Consider the following 18,399-nt stretch of genomic DNA (forward strand, 5'->3'; position numbering starts at 1 on the left):
TCACTCGTAACCCATTTCGCCGTCTTCAGCCTGCTCAAGCAGCATCTGCTTGTAGCGAGCGGCCATTTCCTCAGCCTTCTCGAAGACCTTCTGGGGATCGGTGAGCATGTCACCGGGCTCGGGCTCGAGGGCTTTGGTCGAGAGGGAGATACGACCACGCTCGGCGTCGAGGTCGATGATCATGACCTTCATCTGGTCATTGACATTGAGGACCGTGTGAGGGGTCTCAATGTGCTCGTGGCTGATCTCAGAGATGTGCAGCAGGCCGCTGACACCGCCGATGTCGATAAAGGCGCCGTAGGGCTTGATGCCGCGGACGGTACCGATGACCACTTCGCCCACTTCCAGGCGGTTCATCTTGCGCTCCACCAGGGCGCGGCGATGGCTGAGGACGAGGCGGTTGCGCTCTTCGTCCACCTCAAGGAACTTCAGGGGCAGGAACTCAGCAACCAGCTCTTCCTTGGGCTTGCGGGTGCTGATGTGGCTGCCGGGGATGAAGCCACGCAGACCTTCCACACGCACCAGTGCACCACCACGGTTGGTGGCAAACACTTCGCTGTAGATGGTGGCGTCTTCCTTCTGCAGCTGACGAACACGCTCCCAGGCGCGCTGGTACTCGATCCGGCGGATCGAAAGGGTGAGCTGACCATCCTCGTTCTCTTCGCTGAGGATGAAGAACTCGCGCTCTTCGCCGGGCTCGAGCACGTCGCTGATGTGCTCAACACGGTTGATCGACACCTCCTGCATGGGCATGAAGGCGGCGGTCTTGGCGCCGATGTCAATCATCGAGCCCTTGGGCTCGATGGCGAACACGGTGCCCTTCACCACGTCGCCAGGCTTGAAGTTGTAGTCGTACTTGCTCAGCAGCGACGCGAACTCATCCAGGGTGAAGCCAACGCCGTCGAGATCGCGGGCCACAGCACGGCTGCTGGGGTCGTCGGCGCTGGGCACCTCTTCCGGAATATCCAGATCGAGCTCAGCAGCAGCGTCAACCACGTCTTGATCGACAGCCTCAACGGCCACGTCGGTCTCGCTGGTGTTGAGATCGGAAGGGGTCACGGTCATGGAGAGTCGGCGGACTGCCCGAGGCAGCGCGAAGGAACCGATGCGTCAGCCGCCACCGACGCAGGGGAATCCAAAACTATAGAGGTCAGCTGCGGACGGGCCCTTCAGGCGTCTCTAACCAACCGCTGCCAAGGATTTGCCCTTGGGCTTGCGGTTCAGACCGTCCAAGGTGGCGACGAAATCGGCAACGCTCTGAAACTGGCGGTAGACCGAGGCAAACCGGATGTAGGCCACATCGCTCATCCCCGCCAGGTGCTGCAGGGCTAATTCGCCGATGTCCTTGCTGGAGACTTCGCGGCCCGTGCGCCCCTGAAGCTCCAACTCCAGTTCATCGACGACCAGCTCAAGACGGCTGGGCTCGAGCCCGGTTTTATCGCAAGCCCGCAGCAGACCATGCAGCAACTTGCTGCGATTGAAGGCCTCACGATTCCCACTGCGCTTCAAGACCGTGATCGGTGCCGTCTCCACCCGCTCGTAGGTGGTGAAGCGGAACTCGCAGTTCAGGCACTCCCGACGGCGACGCACACTCCGGCCGGTGTCCGCGGAACGCGATTCGAGAACGCGGCTATCGGTGTGCTGACAGGAGGGGCACTGCATGCCCGAGATTCCGCCCGAGAAGATGCTCAAGTTTAGACAGAACAATTGCCTTTGAGAAGGGCTGCCGCAACTTGGGTCTTGCCAAGCAACAGGCCAACTCCCTGGTCGAGCCCGTGAGACTCAGGTGTCAATCAAGATCCCGCCAAGTCGAAATGAGATTGCCTTAAGGGAAGCCACGGCGTTCAAGCAACAAAAAACCCCCGCTTTTGGCGGGGGTCGTTGAACTCCTGAGAGTCAAATCACTTGCCGATCTTCGGGGGATCGCGGAAGGCGATCGCGAAAAACAGGGTGGAGATGGCTAACGCCAGGATCAGGATGTAAGCGAAGCTTTCCATGAGTTACCTCCGAGGCGCTCAGCTGAGGGTGGTGCCTGCGGGGGGCACATAGCCCTCCGGCAGACGACGGGTGGAACGGTCGCCCAGTTTCTGGAACAGACCGAACTCAACCTGCTCACCGAGATCGGGGTCGATACCGGCGAACACATCGCGGTAGAGGGTGCGAGCACCGTGCCAGATGTGACCGAAGAAGAACAGCAGCGCGAAGCAGGCGTGTCCGAAGGTGAACCAGCCGCGGGGTGAACTGCGGAAGGTGCCGTCAGAGTGATAGGTCTCACGGTCGAACTCGAAGGCTTCGCCGAGCTGGGCCTTACGAGCCAGGCGCTTCACGTCAGCAGGATCGGTGAAGGTCTGACCGTTGAGGGCGCCGCCATAGACGGTGGCGGTCACGCCGGTCTGCTCGAAGGAGTACTTCGCTTCAGCGCGGCGGAAAGGAATGTCAGCGCGGACGATGCCCTGGCTGTCTTCCAGAACCACAGGGAAGTTCTCGAAGAAGTTGGGCAGACGACGCACCTCGAGATCACGCCCCTGGCTATCGGTGAAGGACACGTGTCCGAGCCAGCCGGTGGGCAGGCCATCACCGTTCACCATCGGACCCACTCGGAACAGGCCGCCTTTGGCAGGGCTGTTGCCGACGTAGTCGTAGAAGGCGAGCTTCTCAGGAATCTGGGCGTAGGCCTGTTCCTTGGTGGCACCGTTGTCCAGAGCGGTCTGAACGCGGCGGTTGATCTCGGTCTTGAAGTAACCCTGGTCCCACTGGTAGCGGGTCGGGCCAAAGAGTTCGATCGGGGTCGCTGCAGCGCCGTACCACATGGTTCCGGCCACGATGAATGCGGCAAAGAACACAGCGGCAATGGCGCTGGCGAGAACGGTCTCGATGTTGCCCATCCGAAGAGCCTTGTAGAGGCGCTCGGGCGGACGAGTGGTGATGTGGAAGATGCCGGCAATGATGCCGACGATGCCTGCGGCGATGTGGTGGGCAACGATGCCACCGGGGTTGAAGGGGTTGAAGCCCTCAGGTCCCCAAGAGGGTTGAACCGCTTCAAGGTGGCCGGTGACGCCGTAGGGGTCAGAGACCCACATACCGGGGCCGAACACACCGGTCAGGTGGAACGCACCAAAACCAAAGCAGCCAAGGCCAGCAAGCAGCAGGTGGATGCCGAAGATCTTGGGGAGGTCCAGAGCAGGCTCGCCAGTGCGAGGGTCCTGCCAGATCTCCAGATCCCAGTAGGTCCAGTGCCAGATGGCGGCCAGCATCAAGAGGCCACTAAAAACGATGTGAGCAGCTGCCACACCTTCGAAGCTCCAGAAGCCGGGGTCAACACCGGTGGCACCGGTGATGCTCCAGCCGCCCCAGCTATCCGTCACGCCCAGGCGAGCCATGAACGGCATGACGAACATGCCCTGGCGCCACATGGGGTTGAGCACCGGGTCGGAGGGATCGAAGATGGCCAGCTCATAGAGCGCCATGGAGCCGGCCCAGCCAGCAACCAAGGCAGTGTGCATGAGGTGCACGGCGAGCAAACGGCCCGGGTCGTTAATCACGACCGTGTGCACCCGATACCAGGGCAATCCCATGGGGGTCAGGTCCGAGGAAACAATCCAGCCTTCCGCTTCAGAAAACCGAAATCGGAAGTCAGCGCGATCAGGGTTTGCCAGCGAAAGCCAGCAGACACTTGATCCGTGCTCGCGATCGTAAGGGGTTCAGCTGACGGAACGTTTTGATCGCCGCCGAGCTGAAACGTGCCGTGACGGGAAAACGACGCTGGGGCCCAAAGGCGTGGCCCCACCCGCGGCGGCGCGGTTACAAATCGCAATCCATTCCCTCAGAATGGAGGAATTCCGAACCTCCAGCCATGCCGGTCATTCGTTTTGTTCGCGAGGGGCGGGATGTGGAGTGCTATCCGGGCGAGAACCTGCGCGAGGTCGCCCTGCGCGAGGGACTTGAGCTGTATGGCCTGAAAGGACAGCTCGGGAACTGCGGCGGCTGCGGGCAGTGCATCACCTGTTTTGTTGATGTGGTGGGCGAAAGCAGTCCCGGCAGCCTCAGTGGCCGGACCGCCGTCGAGGAGCAGAAACTGCGCCGCCGTCCCCAGACCTGGCGCCTGGCCTGCCAAACCCTGGTCCAACAATCGGTGCTGGTGCTGACCCGGCCCCAGGTGCGTTTTGGGGACGCCGAGGCGCGCATCGCTGCGGCCAAAGCCAGCCCTCTACCCGCCGGACCCACGGCCTGGCCCGAGCCGGAGCCCCAAGACGAGGACAGCCTGGAATCCGCTGAGGACGCCGAAAGCACAACGAGGGATGAAGAGGCCTGATCAAGCCCCGTTGGCGGTGATACGGTCACCGAGCTCAAGACTTTTGCGATGGAAACCAACGACCTCGGCTTCGTCGCCAGCCTGATGTTCGTGCTGGTTCCGACGGTGTTCCTGATTGTTCTGTACATCCAGACCAGCAGCCGCCAGAGCTGACCGCTCCAGTTCAATGGTTCCGAAAAACCCTGGACGCATCCATGTGATGCATCCGGGGTTTTCTTTGTCTCAGTTCTGAATCAGCAGCAGAACAGCGAAAACCCCCTAGGGCCTGGAGTCCTAGGGGGTTTCTTCGTACTCGAGTCAGCCGCGACTGCAGGCGGCTACTGACGCCCTTCGGGTTCGCGCACCAGAAGAACCGGAGCCGGTGCATGGACCCTGATGTAGTCGCTCACCGAGGACCCAAGCAGACGATCGATATCGACCAGCCCGCGGGCCACCAGGGGACGACGGTCCTGCGAAGCAATCACGACCAAGTCAGCCTTGTGCTCTTCAGCGGCCTGACAGAAGCCGCGTCCGATGTCACCGGTGCCGTGGATCGCCTTCATCTCCACACCAAAGCCGCGGGCGCGCTGGACAGCCTTATCGAGCAACTCGTCGGCAGGGGTTGAACCGCCACGGGAAGGCGCGATGTCCTGGCGGCTGATGTGAACGCCGAGCAGGCTGCTGCCGGGCACATCACGCACTAATTCACAGGCCAGCTTCAGGGCATCGTCGCCAACCCCAGTGCCATCGATCGCCACCATCACGCGGTTGATGTGACGGACATAAAGGTCGTCACGCACCAGCAACATCGGGCGAGTCGAGAGCTGGAAGACGTACTGGCTGGCGCTGTTGCTCAGGATCGACTGGAGCCGGCCCAGGCCCCGCGAGCCCATCACGATCAGGTCGGCATCAAGCTCATCGGCCACCTTCAAGACCGTTTGCTTGGTGTCGCCCTGGCGAATGATCGTGTTGACCTCCGAAGGATTCAGCCCCAGCCGCTGAACGGCTTCAGCAACAATTCCAGCGGCTTTTTGGGAGTGCTCGGCATAGTCCTGACCCGCCTGCTCAGCGACGACATGGAGCAGATTGATGCGGGCCTGACGCACGGTTGGAATGTCGCGCAGCATGCGCACCATTTCCTCAACGTGACCTTTGCCTGAATCGGCGATCAGAAGATTGCGAAACACATCCCAGGGGCGCGTTGGGGCAGCCTATGGCTGAATTGCGCGCAACCTCGACTTGTGCCAGAGACCGTGACGGAGCAGCAACATGACCGCCCCTGGCGCCTCAAGCGCTCGGTCCTGCCGCAACACACCGACCATGCCGGAGTGATGTGGCATGGCAGCTACTTGGCCTGGCTTGAGGAAGCCCGGGTCGAGGCCCTCCGTCAGGCGGGACTGGCCTACAGCGCTCTCTCTGAGCGCGGCCTGGAACTACCGGTTGTCTCACTGCAGATCGATTACCGCCAAGCCCTCCTTCATGGCGAGCACGTACAAGTGCTGAGCTGGGTTCTGCCGCAACAGGGGGTCAAGCTGCCCTGGCGCAGCCAGTTCATCAAGACGGACGGCAGCGTCGCCGCCGAGGCGCGCGTGGAGCTGGTCCTGGTGGACCTCAGCCAAGGCCCAGGGCAGCGGCGATTGCTGCGCAGGGCACCTGAGGATCTGCGCGAGGCCCTCGCGCAACTCAGGGCAGGCCCAGGACCAGACTCAACCGTCTCGCTATAGTACAGACGTACTGTAGCGATTCAGTGGGTCAGCTCGTTCATGCCCCCTTCTGCGCCAGCCAGGAGCGAGGGCGGCCCCTCAGGATCCACTCGGGAGAGACCTCCCGGCTCTGGCGATCGATCTGGAGCCGCTGTCCCGGTGTGGGCCGGCGGCGGTTGGAGCAACTTGAAGGCCTGTTTGGAAGCCTGCATCAGGCTTGGCAGGCAACCGGCCAAGAGCTGGAACACGCCCTGAGCGGAACGCAGATCAATGCCAGAGCTCTGCAGCGCATCGAGCTCTATCGCCAACAGCTCGGGCCATCCCCCCTGAGCGATCCACCCACCCCCGATGAACGGCGTCGGTGGGGCGGCCAGCGCTGCCTCATGCCTGGAGACCCGGCTTTCCCACGGACTCTGGAGGACTTCGATCAACCCCCTCTGGCCTTGCATTGGGCCGGGCAAGGGAGCATCTGGGCTCCGCTGCGGCAGCGCCGCGCCGTTGCCGTCCTCGGAACCCGGCGCCCCTCGAAACATGGGCTCGCCATGGCCCAGGCCATTGGCCGAGCCCTAGCGCAGGCGGGATGGCCGGTGGTGGCTGGGCTATCGGAGGGCATTCAGGCGGCGGCCCATCAAAGCTGCCTCCAGGCGGGTGGAACGCCGGTGGCTGTCCTTGGAACACCGATCAATCAGTCATCGCCACGGGGGTTGGCCGGGTTGCAACAGGACATCTCAGCCCAGGGGCTGTTGCTCTCCGAATGGCCTGAGGGGACGGCATCACGGGCTGCCCATTTCAGCTTGAGACAACGCCTGGAGGTGGGCCTGGTGCAGGCCCTGGTCCTGGTCGAATGCCCGCAGCAGAGCGCAGCACTCCACACCGCGGAGTTGGGCTGGTCGCAAGGGGTTCCACTTTGGGTCGTCCCCGCCGATGCCGGACGCAGCAGTGCGGCTGGCAGCAATCGCCTGCTGGCCAGGGGAGGTACGCCCCTGCTGGATCCAGCGGACCTGGTCAAGCATCTGGGATGTGGCCCGAGGATCAAGCCGGTTCGGCCGCCGATGCCAAGGACGCACGCGACGTTGCTGCGGCGCGAGGCGGCCCTCATGGGAGCCCTCGGTCAGGGTGCAACGCTTGAGCAGCTCTGCCATTCACTGCGACTGAGCCCGGTGGGAATCAGTCAACGGCTGCTGCAACTGGAGCTGGCCGGATTGGTACGCAGCGCACCGGGGCTGTGGTGGCATCCCTGCTGAGACAGGGCTTCATAGGCTGATCCAATGGCGGAGTTGCTCACGGCTAAGGCAGTGCTGAGCTGGAGGCAGGCGATGCTCGGCCAGGGAGGCGAGAGCAGCGCGCTCGATTGGTTGCTCGATCTCAAGGGCGGGCTGCGCTGGCAGCAGTTACAAGCGCTCAGGCTCTACCCCGAATCCGAAATTGTGCTGGAGCAGGACCTCGGCACGCTCGAGCAGATCTGGAATCAACACCTCGAGCAGGCCATCCCCCTTCAGTACCTCGTTGGCCGCTGTCCCTGGAGGGACATCGAACTCGAAGTCGCACCAGGCGTGCTGATCCCTCGGCAAGAAACTGAAGTGCTGGTTGATCTGGCCTTGGACTGTGCCAAGGGGGCTCAACTGGGTTCAGCCCCGCGATGGGCGGAGCTCGGCACTGGCTCAGGCTGCATCGCCATCGCTCTGGCGAAGGGACTACCGAACGCCCAGGGGTTCGCCGTCGATCGTTCTGCCGAAGCGCTGCGGCAGGCAGAGAGGAATGCCAGAGAGATCCTGGGCTCGGCCTGCCTGGACTTCAGAGAAGGTGACTGGTGGGACGCGATCCGAGATCAGTGGGGCCAGCTGGATCTGGTGGTGAGCAACCCGCCCTACATCCCGGCTGCGGTCTGGGCGCAGCTCGAACCTGTGGTGCGTGAGCACGAGCCCGAACTTGCACTCAATGGGGGCAGCGATGGCTTGGAGGCCCTGCGAACCATTGCTGCAGGAGCAGCACTTGGCCTAGCGCCAGGGGGATGGCTACTGCTTGAGCATCACTACGACCAGAGCAGGGCTGTACTGGAGTTGCTCGAAGCGGCTGGACTGGTGAATGTGCAGGCCCACAAAGACCTCGAGGGGGTGCAGCGCTTCGCCAAGGCTCAGCGGCCACTCCAACCAGAGCAGAACCGGCCGTGAACCAATCCCTTGAGGCCGATCAATTCGCCGCTGTACTGCAGCAAGGCCAAGCCGGGGTCTTCCCGACGGACACCCTGCCGGCGCTGGCCACCAGACCAGAGCACGCCTCGCTGCTCTGGACGATCAAGGAGCGGCCTCAAAACAAGCCAGTGATCCTGATGGGTGCTGATGCTGAACAGCTCTTCAGCAACCTGGGGATGACGCCTGAACCGAACTGGTTGGGGCTAATCGAACTGCACTGGCCCGGAGCCCTGACGCTAGTGGTACCGGCTGAAGGGGAGCTGCTGGAACAACTCAATCCGGGGGGCTCAGCCCTGGGCCTTCGCGTTCCGGCCTGCGAGCAGGCCCGAGAGCTGCTGCGATTGAGCGGCCCCCTCGCCACCACGAGCACCAATCGCTCGGGAGAAGACCCCTGCACAAGCGCTGAAGAGGTGCAGGCGCGATTCCCCCAGTTGCTGCGCTTGGCCCCCGAACCCTGGCCAGCGCCCTCGGGGCAGGCCAGCACAGTGATCGCGCTGGAGCCAGGAGACGGTTGGCGCTTGCTGCGCGCTGGTGCTGTGATGCCCCAAGAGCTCCTGAGCTAAGCGGCCATGGCTTGGTTGCCCCTTCTACTGGTGGTCCTGCTGAGCCTGCATCAATGGCTGTTTCAGCCCCTGCAGGTGCTCAGCGCTGCTGTGTTTGAACTCAGGCCGCTGCCTTGGCTGATCCTTGCTGGCCTGGCCTGGCTACTCGCCGGCAACGGACCGACTGCGAAGCATTAGGTCAGGCCCCAAACCGCGCGAGAAGCCAAAAAAAAGCCCCCGGCTGAGCCGGGGGCGCTTGGTCGTCCCTCAAGGGATGCAAGTGTGCGGGTGATCGCTAAGGATCAGCCGAACTTGCCAGAGGTGGAAGCGATCAAGAAGGCGGCGTAGGTCACGAAGTAGCCCACGGTGAAGTGAGCCAGACCAACCACACGGGCCTGAACGATCGAGAGAGCCACAGGCTTGTCGCGCCAGCCCACCAGGTTGGCGAGCGGGGTGCGCTGGTGAGCCCAGACGATGGTCTCGATCAGTTCCTGCCAGTAACCGCGCCAGGAGATCAGGAACATGAAGCCGGTGGCCCAGATCAGGTGACCGAACAGGAACATCCAGGCCCAGACGGCGAGGTTGTTCGTGCCGAACGGGTTGTAACCGTTGATCAGCTGAGAGGAGTTGAGCCACAGGTAGTCGCGGAACCAGCCCATCAGGTAGGTGCTGGATTCGTTGAACTGAGCCACGTTGCCCTGCCAGATAGCGAGGTGCTTCCAGTGCCAGTAGAAGGTGAGCCAACCCACGGTGTTCAGGGCCCAGAAGACAGCCAGATAGAAGGCGTCCCAGGCACTGATGTCGCAGGTACCGCCACGGCCGGGGCCGTCGCAGGGGAAGGAGTAGCCGAAGTCCTTCTTGTCGGGCATCAGCTTCGAGCCACGGGCATCCAGAGCACCCTTGACCAGGATCAGGGTGGTGGTGTGCAGACCCAGGGCGATGGCGTGGTGCACCAGGAAGTCACCAGGGCCGATCTGCAGGAACAGATCGTTGCCACCGTCGTTGATGGCGTTCATCCAACCGCCCATGTAGGCGGCGCTGGCATTGCTAGCGGCGCTAGCGCCATTGGAGAGGAGCACGTCGAAGCCGTACATGGCCTTGCCAGAGGCGGCCTGCACGAACTGTGCGAAGACGGGCTCAACCAGGATCTGCTTCTCGGGGGTACCGAAGGCAACAACCACGTCGTTGTGGACGTAGAGGCCCAGGGTGTGGAAGCCGAGGAACAGGGAGACCCAGCTCAGGTGGCTGATGATCGCTTCTTTGTGCTCGAGCATCCGAGCAAGAACGTTGTTCTTGTTGGCCTCGGGGTCGTAGTCACGGATGAAGAAGATCGCACCGTGAGCGAAGGCACCGCACATCAGGAAGATGGCGATGTACTGGTGGTGGGTATAGAGGGCAGCCTGCGTCGTGTAGTCCTTGGCGATAAACGCGTAGGACGGCATCGAATACATGTGCTGCGCCACCAGGCTGGTCACAACGCCCAGGGAAGCCAGGGCCAGACCGAGCTGGAAGTGGAGCGAGTTGTTGATGGTGTCGTAAAGACCCTTGTGGCCAGCGCCCAGGTCACCAGGGGTGCCATTGGGGGGGTTGTGAGCCTCGAGGATCTCGCGGATCGAGTGACCGATACCGAAGTTGGTCCGGTACATGTGACCGGCGATCACGAACAGACAGCCAATCGCCAGGTGGTGATGGGCAATGTCGGTCAGCCAGAGGGCCTCACTTTGGGGGTGGAAACCACCCAGGAAGGTGAGGATCGCGGTGCCAGCGCCTTCTGAGGTACCAAACACCTGATAGGCGGTGTCGGGGTTCTGGGCGTAAACGCCCCAGTTACCAGTGAAGAAGGGAGCCAGGCCTGCCGGGTGAGGCAGCACGTTCAGGAAGTTGTCCCAACCCACGTGTTGACCACGGGATTCGGGAATGGCCACGTGAACCAGGTGACCGGCCCAAGCGATGGAGCTGAAGCCGAACAGCACCGCGAGGTGGTGGTTCAGGCGGGACTCAGCGTTCTTGAACCAGGCCAGGGAAGGCCGGAACTTGGGCTGAAGGTGGAGCCAGCCAGCGAACAGGGCCCAAGCAGACAGGATCATCATGAAGATGGAACCCTGGTACAGCTCGGCGTTGGTGCGCATGCCGATCGTGTACCACCAGTGGTACACGCCGGAGTACGCAATGTTCACCGGGGAGGAGGCGCCTGCCTGGGTGAAGGCAGTGATGGCGCCTTGGCCGAAGTGGGGATCCCAGATCGCGTGAGCGATGGGACGGACATGCAGAGGATCGGCGACCCACTGCTCGAAGTTGCCCTGCCAGGCGACGTGGAACAGGTTGCCCGAAACCCAGAGGCCGATGATCGCGAGGTGACCGAAATGGGTGGAGAAAAGCTTTTGGTAAAGCTTTTCCTCCGTCATTCCGTCATGGCTCTCGAAGTCGTGAGCCGTGGCGATCCCGTACCAAATACGACGGGTTGTCGGGTCCTGTGCCAGACCCTGGCTGAACGAAGGAAATTTCGTTGCCATTGGGAAAGGTCAGGAGAGGTCAGCCGACCGCAATGATGCGGGCCAGGAAGAACGACCAGGTGGTCGCGATGCCGCCCAGCAGATAGTGGGCAACACCAACGGCACGGCCCTGGGTGATGGAGAGCGCCCGCGGCTGAATGGCGGGAGCAACCTTCAGCTTGTTGTGAGCCCAGACGATGGACTCAATCAGCTCTTGCCAGTAGCCGCGACCACTGAACAGGAACATCAAGCTGAACGCCCAAACGAAGTGGGCACCCAGGAACATCAGGCCATAGGCACTGGTGGCAGAGCCATAGCTGTTGATCACCTGTGCGGCCTGAGCCCACAGGAAGTCACGCAGCCAGCCATTGATGGTCAGTGCGCTATTGGCAAAGTTGCCATTGGTGATGTGGGAGACGGAGCCGTCAGCATTGACGGTGCCCCACACGTCGCTCTGCATCTTCCAGGAGAAGTGGAAGATCACGATCGACAGGGAGTTGTACATCCAGAACAGGCCCAGGAACACGTGGTCCCAAGCCGACACCTGGCAGGTACCGCCACGGCCGGGGCCGTCGCAGGGGAAGCGGAAACCGAGGTTCGCCTTGTCGGGAACCAGACGGCTGCTGCGGGCATAGAGCACACCCTTCAGCAGGATCAGCACCGTCACGTGAATCGTGAAGGCGTGGATGTGGTGGACCATGAAGTCGGCCGTCCCCAGGGGGATCGGACCGGCGGCCACCTTGCCGCCGACGGCAACCACGGAGCCGTTGAACACTTCGCTCACGCCAGCAAGGGCGTTGGGAGCGGTGCTACCGGCTGCAGCAGCATGCAGACCCTGGATCCACTGCGCGAAGACGGGCTTCAGGGCAATGGCGGAGTCGCTGAACATGTCCTGGGGACGTCCCAGGGCACGCATGGTGTCGTTGTGGATGTAGAGGCCAAAGCTGTGGAAGCCGAGCCAGATGCACACCCAGTTCAGGTGGCTGATCAGGGCATCGCGAGCCTTGAGCACCCGGTCGAGCACGTTGTCCACATGCTTGGCGGGGTCGTAGTCGCGAATCATGGCGATGGCGGCGTGGGCGCCAGCACCAACGATCAGGAAGCCACCAATCCAGGTGTGGTGGGTGAAGATCGACAGCTGCGTGGGGTAGTCGATGCCGATGTAGGGATACGCAGGCATCGCGTACATGTGCTGAGCAACGATGATGCTCAGCGAGCCCAGCAGCGCCAGGTTCACAGCCAACTGGGCGTGCCAGCTGGTGGTCATGAACTCGTAAAGGCCGTCGTGGCCCTTGCTGGCGGGGAAGAGCAGGGGGTCGCCCTTCTGGCCCTCGAGGATCTCCTTGATGCTGTGGCCGATGCCCCAGTTGGTCCGGTACATGTGACCGGCAACGATGAAGAGCACGGCGATCGCCAGGTGGTGGTGAGCGATGTCGCTCATCCACATGCTGCCGGTCACAGGATTCAGACCACCTTTAAAGGTGAGGAAATCGCTGTAGGCCGCCCAGTTACCGGTGAAGAAGGCATTGATGCCAGCGCCGAAACCGGGGAACAGCTGAGCCAGCAGGTCCTGGTTAAAGAACTCGTGGGGCAGGGGGATGTCCGCCACGGTGGCGATGGTCTTGCCATTTAGCGACAGGGGGCTGCCGGCATCGATGGCGTCCATCAGCGCAGTGGTGGGCAGAGACACGTGGATCAAGTGACCCGCCCAGGACAGGGAACCCAGACCAAGCAGACCGGCCAGATGGTGGTTGAGCATGGACTCAACGTTCTGGAACCACTCGAGCTTGGGAGCTGCCTTGTGGTAGTGGAAGACGCCCGCATTGAGCATCAAACCGGCCATCACCAGGGCACCGATGGCCAGGGCCATGAGCTGGGTTTCAGTGGTGATGCCCCAGGCCCGCCAAACGTGGAAGAGGCCTGAAGTGATCTGGATGCCGTGGAAGCCGGCACCCACATCGCCGTTAAGGATTTCTTGGCCGAAGACAGGCCAAACCACCTGCGCACTGGGTTTGACGTGCGTGGGGTCGGCGAGCCAGCCGGAGTAGTTGGAGAAGCGAGCACCGTGGAAGAAGGCGCCGCTCAGCCAAACAAAGATCACAGCCAGGTGACCGAAGTGGGCCGAAAAAATCTTCCGGCTGACCTCTTCGAGATCGCTGGTGTGGCTGTCGAAGTCGTGAGCGTTGGCGTGGAGGTTCCAAACCCAGGTTGTGGTTTTGGGACCTTTGGCAAGGCTGCGATCGAAATGGCCGGGCTTACCGAACAGTTCGAAGGTGGCCGGGTTGTTCACCCGGTCGACCTGGGCCTTCGCCGTTTTCCCACGCTCTGGTGGGCTGATGGTCATCGAGAGGTTCCTCGAGGGACGGGGTCGAGGTGGAGGTCCACCCTTCTGGGCTGATCCTTCGACGAAGCGAGGGATCTCCAGTGGAGCCACGGACGCAAGCCAAGGACTCGCGCCATGGGCGCCGGGCCAAGAAAACCCGCTTCGACCGAGGCCGAAACTGCTCTTCCTGACTGGCGCTTTGGGCCCCAATAAGGGGACCGCTGGCGGAAGTATAAAAGCGGAATCCAAGCCTCTCGGCCCAGCAGTTACAAAGGTTCAACCCGGAGTCGGGCCAGTCAGGGACTGAGTTCTCGCGGGAGCAAAGAATCATCAAGTTTTCTCAGATTGCCCCCGTCTTGTTAAGCAAATAAGGCCATTTCCATAGCCCTATTTATCGAGAATCCGCTAGTCCTTCCGGTCAAATAGTCCGCAAACCTGCAGAATGTGTTCAGTCATTCGCCCAAACGAGTGGGGAGAGGCAAGCGCATGCGCCAGTCAGCACTAAAGGCCATCTCGGCCGTGGTGCTCTCGGTGTTGCTTATGGTCGCCAGTGGCTGCACATCCGGGACCAGCGCAAGAGGGAGCAGCTCAGAACCCTCTCCAGTCACCAGCTCCAAACCAAGTGGACAGCTGCAGGAAGTTGCCCCACCAGGAGCAGTGCAACAAGTCCGCGAAAGGTTGAACGACCGGGCGCCACAGATCGAGGTGTTGTCCCCTGCAAATGACAGCACTCTTCCGGCCGGCCCCTGGACGCTGAAGCTGAAGGTTCAGGACTGGCCCCTCTACGAAGACGAAACCAACGGACTGGGCCCCCACCTGGTCGTTCAACTCGACGATCAACCCCCTAGGCGCATCAGCAGCGCAGCCGAAGCCCAGGGACTCTCCATGCCGGAGCTCAGCCCTGGCAGCCATCGCCTGACGGTCTTCGCCGCCAGGCCCTGGGGGGAAGTGGTCAAAGCCCCAGGAGCCAGTCAGCAGTTACGCCTGCATCGGGTCGCCCGCAATCCGTCCCAACTGCCGGCTTCGGGCTCCCCGCAGCTGATTGCGGCCAGTCCCTCGGACCTGCAGCACAACGAGCCGGTCCTGATCGACTGGTTGTTGATCGACGCACCGCTGCAGCACCTGCGCGATGACGATGCCCGTTGGCGCCTGCGGGTCAGCGTCAACGGCGACAGCTTTCTGGTGGACCGGCAGACACCGCTTTGGCTCAAGGGCCTCAAGCGGGGCAGCAATGCGGTGCAACTGGAATTGCTGGACGGCCGAGGAGACCCCCTCAACCCACCCTTCAACAGCGTGGTGCGTGAGGTGGTGATCGACGCCAGCCCCAGACCGAGCTGGCAACAGGCCAGCCTCAGCGCTCAAGGCCTCGCGGCCCTGAGTGGCAGCCCGGAGCCAGAACCCGTCGAGCCGCCAGCGGCCGAGATTCAGACCAAGGAACCCGAGGCCGCTCCACCTCAGGCTGCGCCGCCTGAAGCGAGCGAACCGGAGCGCCCTGAGCCCCAGCCAGCTCCCCTAGAGAAGACACGCCCGGATCCCACCGAACCGCCAATGGCAGCTGAGGCGACACCCGCCCCAGCCGATCCCGAGCCGGAACCTGCTCCTGCGGAGCCCCCCTCGGCACCCGAACAAGCACCGGCGCCCCCCGCACCCACTGCGGTAGCACCCACGCCAGCGCCAGTAACACCAGTGCCCGCAGAGCGCACAGCTCCGAGCAGTCGTCTGGGTGGCTCGGCGCGGGATTTGGTCAGCAGTGACGGGTCCCTGATCGAAGCGCAGCCCAAGGGTCCCTTGGCCGGCCTGAAGGCGAAGCTGGGGGGATGAACGACAGCCTGATTTGGGGATTCAGCCTCAGCGCCAGCGGCCTCCCGCTGCTGCGACGCCTCCTGCAATCAGGCGAGATTGACCGTCTGGCCAGCCCGGCCGATGGAAACCACTGGGGGCCTGGGGAACTGCAGGCCCTGCTCGAGGCCAACTGGAGCACAAGTCGGGCCTTTGTGGCCGTCGGGGCCTGTGGGGCCATCACCCGACTGATCGCGCCTCAGCTCGAGAGCAAGGCCAGCGACCCAGCGGTGGTCGTCCTGGATCCAAGCGGACGCTTTGCCATCCCCCTACTGGGAGGCCACGGGGCTGGTGGCGAGGCCCTGGCTCGGACCCTGGCGGCCCGATGCCAAGGGGAAGCCGTGATCACCGGGGCTTCCTATGGAGAGGGCCGGGTTCCCTTGGACAGCTTTGGTCAGGCCTGGGGCTGGAGACGCAACAACGGCCCCTGGGATGCGCTCATGAAGGCAGCCGCCCGCGGCGAGGCGCTGGAGGCCCAACACCTGCAGGGCAATTCCCGCTGGCAAGAACTCCCCGGCCTGGCGCCAGGGGCCGAGGCCGCCACACAAAGGATTTCGGTCGGGATTGGGGCGGATTCGGGCTGCCGCTGGCACCCGCCCAGCGTCTGGCTGGGAATGGGCTGCGAGCGCAACACCAGCCTGAGCCTGCTGGAGCGCTGCTGCGACCAACTGATCGCGCAACACCAGATCGCACCGGAGGCGATCGCAGGCCTGGCCAGTGCCGATCGCAAAGCGGATGAGCCGGCGCTCTTGGCGCTGGCCGAACAGCGCGGCTGGCCCCTGCGCTGCTTCAGCGCTGAACGCCTGGCCACGGTGGAGGTTCCCAACCCCTCGGCGGTGGTCGCTGCCGAACTGGGAACCGCCAGCGTGGCGGAGGCCTCGGCCCTTCTGGCGGCAGGCCCGGAGGCAACGCTGCTGGCCGAAAAACAGATCAGCCGCGCCGAAGCAGGTGAACAGGGAGCGGCGACCGCAGCCCTGGCCCTGGCCGCCAGTCAATGGGCACCCCATCGCGGCCAGTTGCATCTGATCGGCAGTGGGCCAGGACGGCTGGACCTCCTGACCCCGGACGCCAAAGCGGCCCTCAGCCAGAGCTGCGTTTGGGTCGGCTACGGGCTCTACCTGGATTTACTGGAACCGCTGCGGCGCCCCGATCAACTGCGCAGTGATGGTCAGCTGACCCAAGAGCGAGAACGCTGCAGGCAGGCGCTGCGCCTGGCCTGCGAGGGACAGACCGTCTCCTTGGTCTCCTCGGGGGATAGCGGCATCTATGGGATGGCGGGACTGGCCCTGGAGCTCTGGCTCGAGCTCGATCCCCTGGACCGTCCGGGCTTCGAGGTCCATCCCGGCATCTCAGCCCTGCAGGTTGCCGCGGCCAGGGCCGGAGCACCGTTGATGCACGACTTCTGCACCATCAGCCTGAGCGACCGTCTGACCCCTTGGGAGGTGATCGAAAAACGCCTGGTGGCAGCGGCGGCAGGCGACTTTGTCGTCGCCCTCTACAACCCGCGCTCCAAGGGCAGGGATTGGCAGCTGGAGCGGGCCCAGCAGCTTCTGCTCTCCGGACGGCCTGCCAGCACGCCTGTGGTCCTCGCTCGCCAACTCGGGCGCCCCGAAGAGCAGGTGACCCTGCACGAACTCGGCGGCCTTCCGATCGAGCAGGTGGACATGCTCACCTTGGTGCTGATCGGCAACAGCAGCAGTCGCGCCGAGGACGGCCGGATGGTCACCCCGAGGGGATATCCAGGCGCGGAGCTGCAATAAGAATCGGGATGACAGGATTCGAACCTGCGGCCCCTTCGTCCCGAACGAAGTGCGCTACCAAGCTGCGCTACATCCCGATGGGCGGAGTGTAGGAGATGGTGGCCCAGTCGCTTCCTAGAGTCAGCCAGCCCTTTGGTGCCTTCGGCGCGCTCCTCATCCCTTGCTGAAACCCGACTGGCTGCGCGTCAAAGCTCCCCAGCGGGAACGGATCGGGGAAGTGGCCGATCTGCTGCTGGATCTCAAGCTCAACACCGTCTGCCAGGAGGCCAGCTGCCCGAACATCGGCGAGTGCTTCGCCGGGGGCACAGCCACCTTTTTGATCATGGGGCCGGGCTGCACCCGGGCCTGCCCCTACTGCGACATCGATTTCGATAAGAGCGTCCGCAGCCTCGATCCGACCGAGCCCGAGCGCCTGGGGGAAGCCACCGCACGGCTGGGCCTGAAGCATGTGGTGATCACCTCGGTGAATCGCGACGACCTGAGCGATGGCGGAGCCAGCCAATTTGTGGCCTGCATCGAGGCGGTCCGCCAGCGCTCTCCCCAGACCAGCATTGAGCTTTTGATCCCTGATTTCTGCGGGGACTGGGATGCCCTGGCCACGGTGATGGAGGCCGGACCCGATGTGCTGAACCACAACATCGAGACGGTGCCCAGGCTCTACAAAAAAGCCAGACCCCAGGGGATCTACGAACGCTCGCTCGAGCTGCTGCTGCAGGTGCGGGAGCGCTGGCCGAAGGCCTACAGCAAGTCCGGCCTGATGGTCGGCCTTGGGGAAAGCGACGAGGAAGTGATCGAGACCCTGCTGGATCTCAGGGAACACCGGGTCGACATCGTCACGATCGGCCAGTACCTCTCCCCGGGGCCGAAGCACTTGCCGGTGGATCGGTTCGTCACACCCGAGCAATTCGAGCGCTTCCGTCTCCACGGCGAGCAGGAGCTGGGCTTTCTCCAGGTGGTCAGCACTCCCCTGACCCGCAGCAGCTATCACGCCGGTGAGGTGCAGCGCCTGATGCAGCTGCACCCCCGCTAGGCCTGGCTTAAGCCTGGGGCTCCAGCAGAAATTCAGCTTCCAGAGCCTGGGCCGCAGCGCAGTCCCCAAGGGCATCCAGGCGCTGGTTCACCAGGCTCACGGGAGCATCCAGGCGGACACAGTGCTCGAGCAGGGCCAGGGTCATCTGGCGGGCAAAGAGCTGTTGAAAGGGTTGGGCGAACTCAGGAGGCATGGCTCCGTTGCGGTTGCCCAAACGCTATGGACGG

The 18,399-nt window shown here is 63.2% G+C and carries 18 protein-coding genes and 1 tRNA gene; 10 read left to right on the forward strand and 9 right to left on the reverse strand.

The window, feature by feature from the left end; all coding sequences use genetic code 11:
• From LY254_RS06570 to psbB, 4 genes are all read right to left on the reverse strand, one after another.
• The gene (locus tag LY254_RS06570; protein WP_247476231.1) at positions 1 to 1,065 is read right to left on the reverse strand and encodes a 30S ribosomal protein S1; all 1,065 of its coding nucleotides are present in this window, start codon (positions 1,063 to 1,065) and stop codon (positions 1 to 3) included.
• A gap of 114 nt (positions 1,066 to 1,179) precedes the next feature.
• Positions 1,180 to 1,662 (reverse strand): transcriptional regulator NrdR, encoded by a 483-nt coding sequence (nrdR, locus tag LY254_RS06575; protein ID WP_010314686.1) that lies wholly within the window; start codon positions 1,660 to 1,662, stop codon positions 1,180 to 1,182.
• A gap of 239 nt (positions 1,663 to 1,901) precedes the next feature.
• Complete coding sequence (locus LY254_RS06580) at positions 1,902 to 1,997, reverse strand: photosystem II reaction center protein T (protein WP_010314684.1); 96 nt, start codon at positions 1,995 to 1,997, stop codon at positions 1,902 to 1,904.
• 18 nt (positions 1,998 to 2,015) lie between these two features.
• Complete coding sequence (psbB, locus tag LY254_RS06585) at positions 2,016 to 3,575, reverse strand: photosystem II chlorophyll-binding protein CP47 (protein WP_010314680.1); 1,560 nt, start codon at positions 3,573 to 3,575, stop codon at positions 2,016 to 2,018.
• A 278-nt stretch (positions 3,576 to 3,853) separates the two neighbouring features.
• Here psbB and LY254_RS06590 point away from each other — a divergent pair, with 278 nt between their 5' ends.
• On the forward strand, positions 3,854 to 4,312 hold the full coding sequence (locus LY254_RS06590; protein WP_247476233.1) for a 2Fe-2S iron-sulfur cluster-binding protein: 459 nt from the start codon (positions 3,854 to 3,856) through the stop codon (positions 4,310 to 4,312).
• 48 nt (positions 4,313 to 4,360) lie between these two features.
• Positions 4,361 to 4,465: a photosystem II reaction center protein PsbM gene (psbM, locus tag LY254_RS06595; RefSeq protein ID WP_010314676.1), complete on the forward strand. Its 105-nt coding sequence runs from the start codon at positions 4,361 to 4,363 to the stop codon at positions 4,463 to 4,465.
• A 164-nt stretch (positions 4,466 to 4,629) separates the two neighbouring features.
• Here psbM and LY254_RS06600 read toward each other — a convergent pair whose 3' ends face one another.
• Positions 4,630 to 5,478 (reverse strand): universal stress protein, encoded by an 849-nt coding sequence (locus LY254_RS06600; protein ID WP_247476235.1) that lies wholly within the window; start codon positions 5,476 to 5,478, stop codon positions 4,630 to 4,632.
• A 66-nt stretch (positions 5,479 to 5,544) separates the two neighbouring features.
• Between LY254_RS06600 and LY254_RS06605 the strand changes: the two genes are divergently transcribed.
• The 5 genes from LY254_RS06605 to LY254_RS06625 are packed head-to-tail and all read left to right on the forward strand — an operon-like array spanning position 5,545 to position 8,926.
• Positions 5,545 to 6,015, forward strand: coding sequence for a thioesterase family protein (locus LY254_RS06605; protein ID WP_247476237.1), 471 nt, complete (start codon positions 5,545 to 5,547; stop codon positions 6,013 to 6,015).
• A gap of 23 nt (positions 6,016 to 6,038) precedes the next feature.
• On the forward strand, positions 6,039 to 7,238 hold the full coding sequence (locus LY254_RS06610) for a DNA-processing protein DprA (protein WP_247476239.1): 1,200 nt from the start codon (positions 6,039 to 6,041) through the stop codon (positions 7,236 to 7,238).
• A gap of 24 nt (positions 7,239 to 7,262) precedes the next feature.
• Entirely contained in the window at positions 7,263 to 8,165 is a 903-nt protein-coding gene (prmC, locus tag LY254_RS06615; protein WP_247476240.1) for a peptide chain release factor N(5)-glutamine methyltransferase, read from the forward strand.
• Positions 8,162 to 8,749, forward strand: coding sequence for an L-threonylcarbamoyladenylate synthase (locus LY254_RS06620; protein WP_247476242.1), 588 nt, complete (start codon positions 8,162 to 8,164; stop codon positions 8,747 to 8,749). The genes prmC and LY254_RS06620 overlap by 4 nt, the downstream gene beginning before the upstream one ends.
• A gap of 6 nt (positions 8,750 to 8,755) precedes the next feature.
• Entirely contained in the window at positions 8,756 to 8,926 is a 171-nt protein-coding gene (locus tag LY254_RS06625; protein WP_247476244.1) for a hypothetical protein, read from the forward strand.
• Positions 8,927 to 9,030: 104 nt separating this feature from the next.
• On the opposite strand, the gene psaB is transcribed toward LY254_RS06625, so the two are convergent.
• Both psaB and psaA read right to left on the reverse strand, forming a co-directional pair.
• Positions 9,031 to 11,241: a photosystem I core protein PsaB gene (gene psaB / locus LY254_RS06630; protein WP_247476245.1), complete on the reverse strand. Its 2,211-nt coding sequence runs from the start codon at positions 11,239 to 11,241 to the stop codon at positions 9,031 to 9,033.
• A gap of 19 nt (positions 11,242 to 11,260) precedes the next feature.
• Positions 11,261 to 13,564: a photosystem I core protein PsaA gene (psaA, locus tag LY254_RS06635; protein ID WP_247476247.1), complete on the reverse strand. Its 2,304-nt coding sequence runs from the start codon at positions 13,562 to 13,564 to the stop codon at positions 11,261 to 11,263.
• Between the two features lie 684 nt (positions 13,565 to 14,248).
• Here psaA and LY254_RS06640 point away from each other — a divergent pair.
• Together LY254_RS06640 and cobJ are read left to right on the forward strand one after the other, a co-directional pair.
• Positions 14,249 to 15,364: a hypothetical protein gene (locus LY254_RS06640; RefSeq protein WP_247476249.1), complete on the forward strand. Its 1,116-nt coding sequence runs from the start codon at positions 14,249 to 14,251 to the stop codon at positions 15,362 to 15,364.
• The gene (gene cobJ / locus LY254_RS06645; RefSeq protein ID WP_247476251.1) at positions 15,361 to 17,142 is read left to right on the forward strand and encodes a precorrin-3B C(17)-methyltransferase; all 1,782 of its coding nucleotides are present in this window, start codon (positions 15,361 to 15,363) and stop codon (positions 17,140 to 17,142) included. The genes LY254_RS06640 and cobJ overlap by 4 nt, the downstream gene beginning before the upstream one ends.
• 3 nt (positions 17,143 to 17,145) lie before the next feature.
• Here cobJ and LY254_RS06650 read toward each other — a convergent pair.
• A tRNA-Pro gene (locus LY254_RS06650) sits at positions 17,146 to 17,219 on the reverse strand.
• Positions 17,220 to 17,302: 83 nt separating this feature from the next.
• Between LY254_RS06650 and lipA the strand changes: the two genes are divergently transcribed.
• Entirely contained in the window at positions 17,303 to 18,172 is an 870-nt protein-coding gene (gene lipA, locus LY254_RS06655; RefSeq protein ID WP_247476252.1) for a lipoyl synthase, read from the forward strand.
• A 7-nt stretch (positions 18,173 to 18,179) separates the two neighbouring features.
• Here the strand turns inward: lipA and LY254_RS06660 are convergent, their stop codons facing one another.
• Positions 18,180 to 18,365 (reverse strand): hypothetical protein, encoded by a 186-nt coding sequence (locus LY254_RS06660; RefSeq protein ID WP_247476254.1) that lies wholly within the window; start codon positions 18,363 to 18,365, stop codon positions 18,180 to 18,182.
• Positions 18,366 to 18,399: the final 34 nt, after the last annotated feature.

Origin of the sequence: Synechococcus sp. NB0720_010 (genome assembly GCF_023078835.1) — a bacterium.
GTDB lineage: Bacteria > Cyanobacteriota > Cyanobacteriia > PCC-6307 > Cyanobiaceae > Vulcanococcus.

What these genes read in the sequence shown, in the direction of transcription:
- psbM (WP_010314676.1), top strand. Translation starts at nt 4,361, where the DNA reads ATGGAAACCAACGACCTCGGCTTCGTCGCCAGCCTGATGTTCGTGCTG.
- LY254_RS06580 (WP_010314684.1), bottom strand. Translation starts at nt 1,997, where the DNA reads ATGGAAAGCTTCGCTTACATCCTGATCCTGGCGTTAGCCATCTCCACC.
- LY254_RS06660 (WP_247476254.1), bottom strand. Translation starts at nt 18,365, where the DNA reads ATGCCTCCTGAGTTCGCCCAACCCTTTCAACAGCTCTTTGCCCGCCAG.
- psaA (WP_247476247.1), bottom strand. Translation starts at nt 13,564, where the DNA reads ATGACCATCAGCCCACCAGAGCGTGGGAAAACGGCGAAGGCCCAGGTC.
- cobJ (WP_247476251.1), top strand. Translation starts at nt 15,361, where the DNA reads ATGAACGACAGCCTGATTTGGGGATTCAGCCTCAGCGCCAGCGGCCTC.
- LY254_RS06570 (WP_247476231.1), bottom strand. Translation starts at nt 1,065, where the DNA reads ATGACCGTGACCCCTTCCGATCTCAACACCAGCGAGACCGACGTGGCC.
- LY254_RS06625 (WP_247476244.1), top strand. Translation starts at nt 8,756, where the DNA reads ATGGCTTGGTTGCCCCTTCTACTGGTGGTCCTGCTGAGCCTGCATCAA.
- psbB (WP_010314680.1), bottom strand. Translation starts at nt 3,575, where the DNA reads ATGGGATTGCCCTGGTATCGGGTGCACACGGTCGTGATTAACGACCCG.
- LY254_RS06590 (WP_247476233.1), top strand. Translation starts at nt 3,854, where the DNA reads ATGCCGGTCATTCGTTTTGTTCGCGAGGGGCGGGATGTGGAGTGCTAT.
- prmC (WP_247476240.1), top strand. Translation starts at nt 7,263, where the DNA reads ATGGCGGAGTTGCTCACGGCTAAGGCAGTGCTGAGCTGGAGGCAGGCG.
- nrdR (WP_010314686.1), bottom strand. Translation starts at nt 1,662, where the DNA reads ATGCAGTGCCCCTCCTGTCAGCACACCGATAGCCGCGTTCTCGAATCG.
- psaB (WP_247476245.1), bottom strand. Translation starts at nt 11,241, where the DNA reads ATGGCAACGAAATTTCCTTCGTTCAGCCAGGGTCTGGCACAGGACCCG.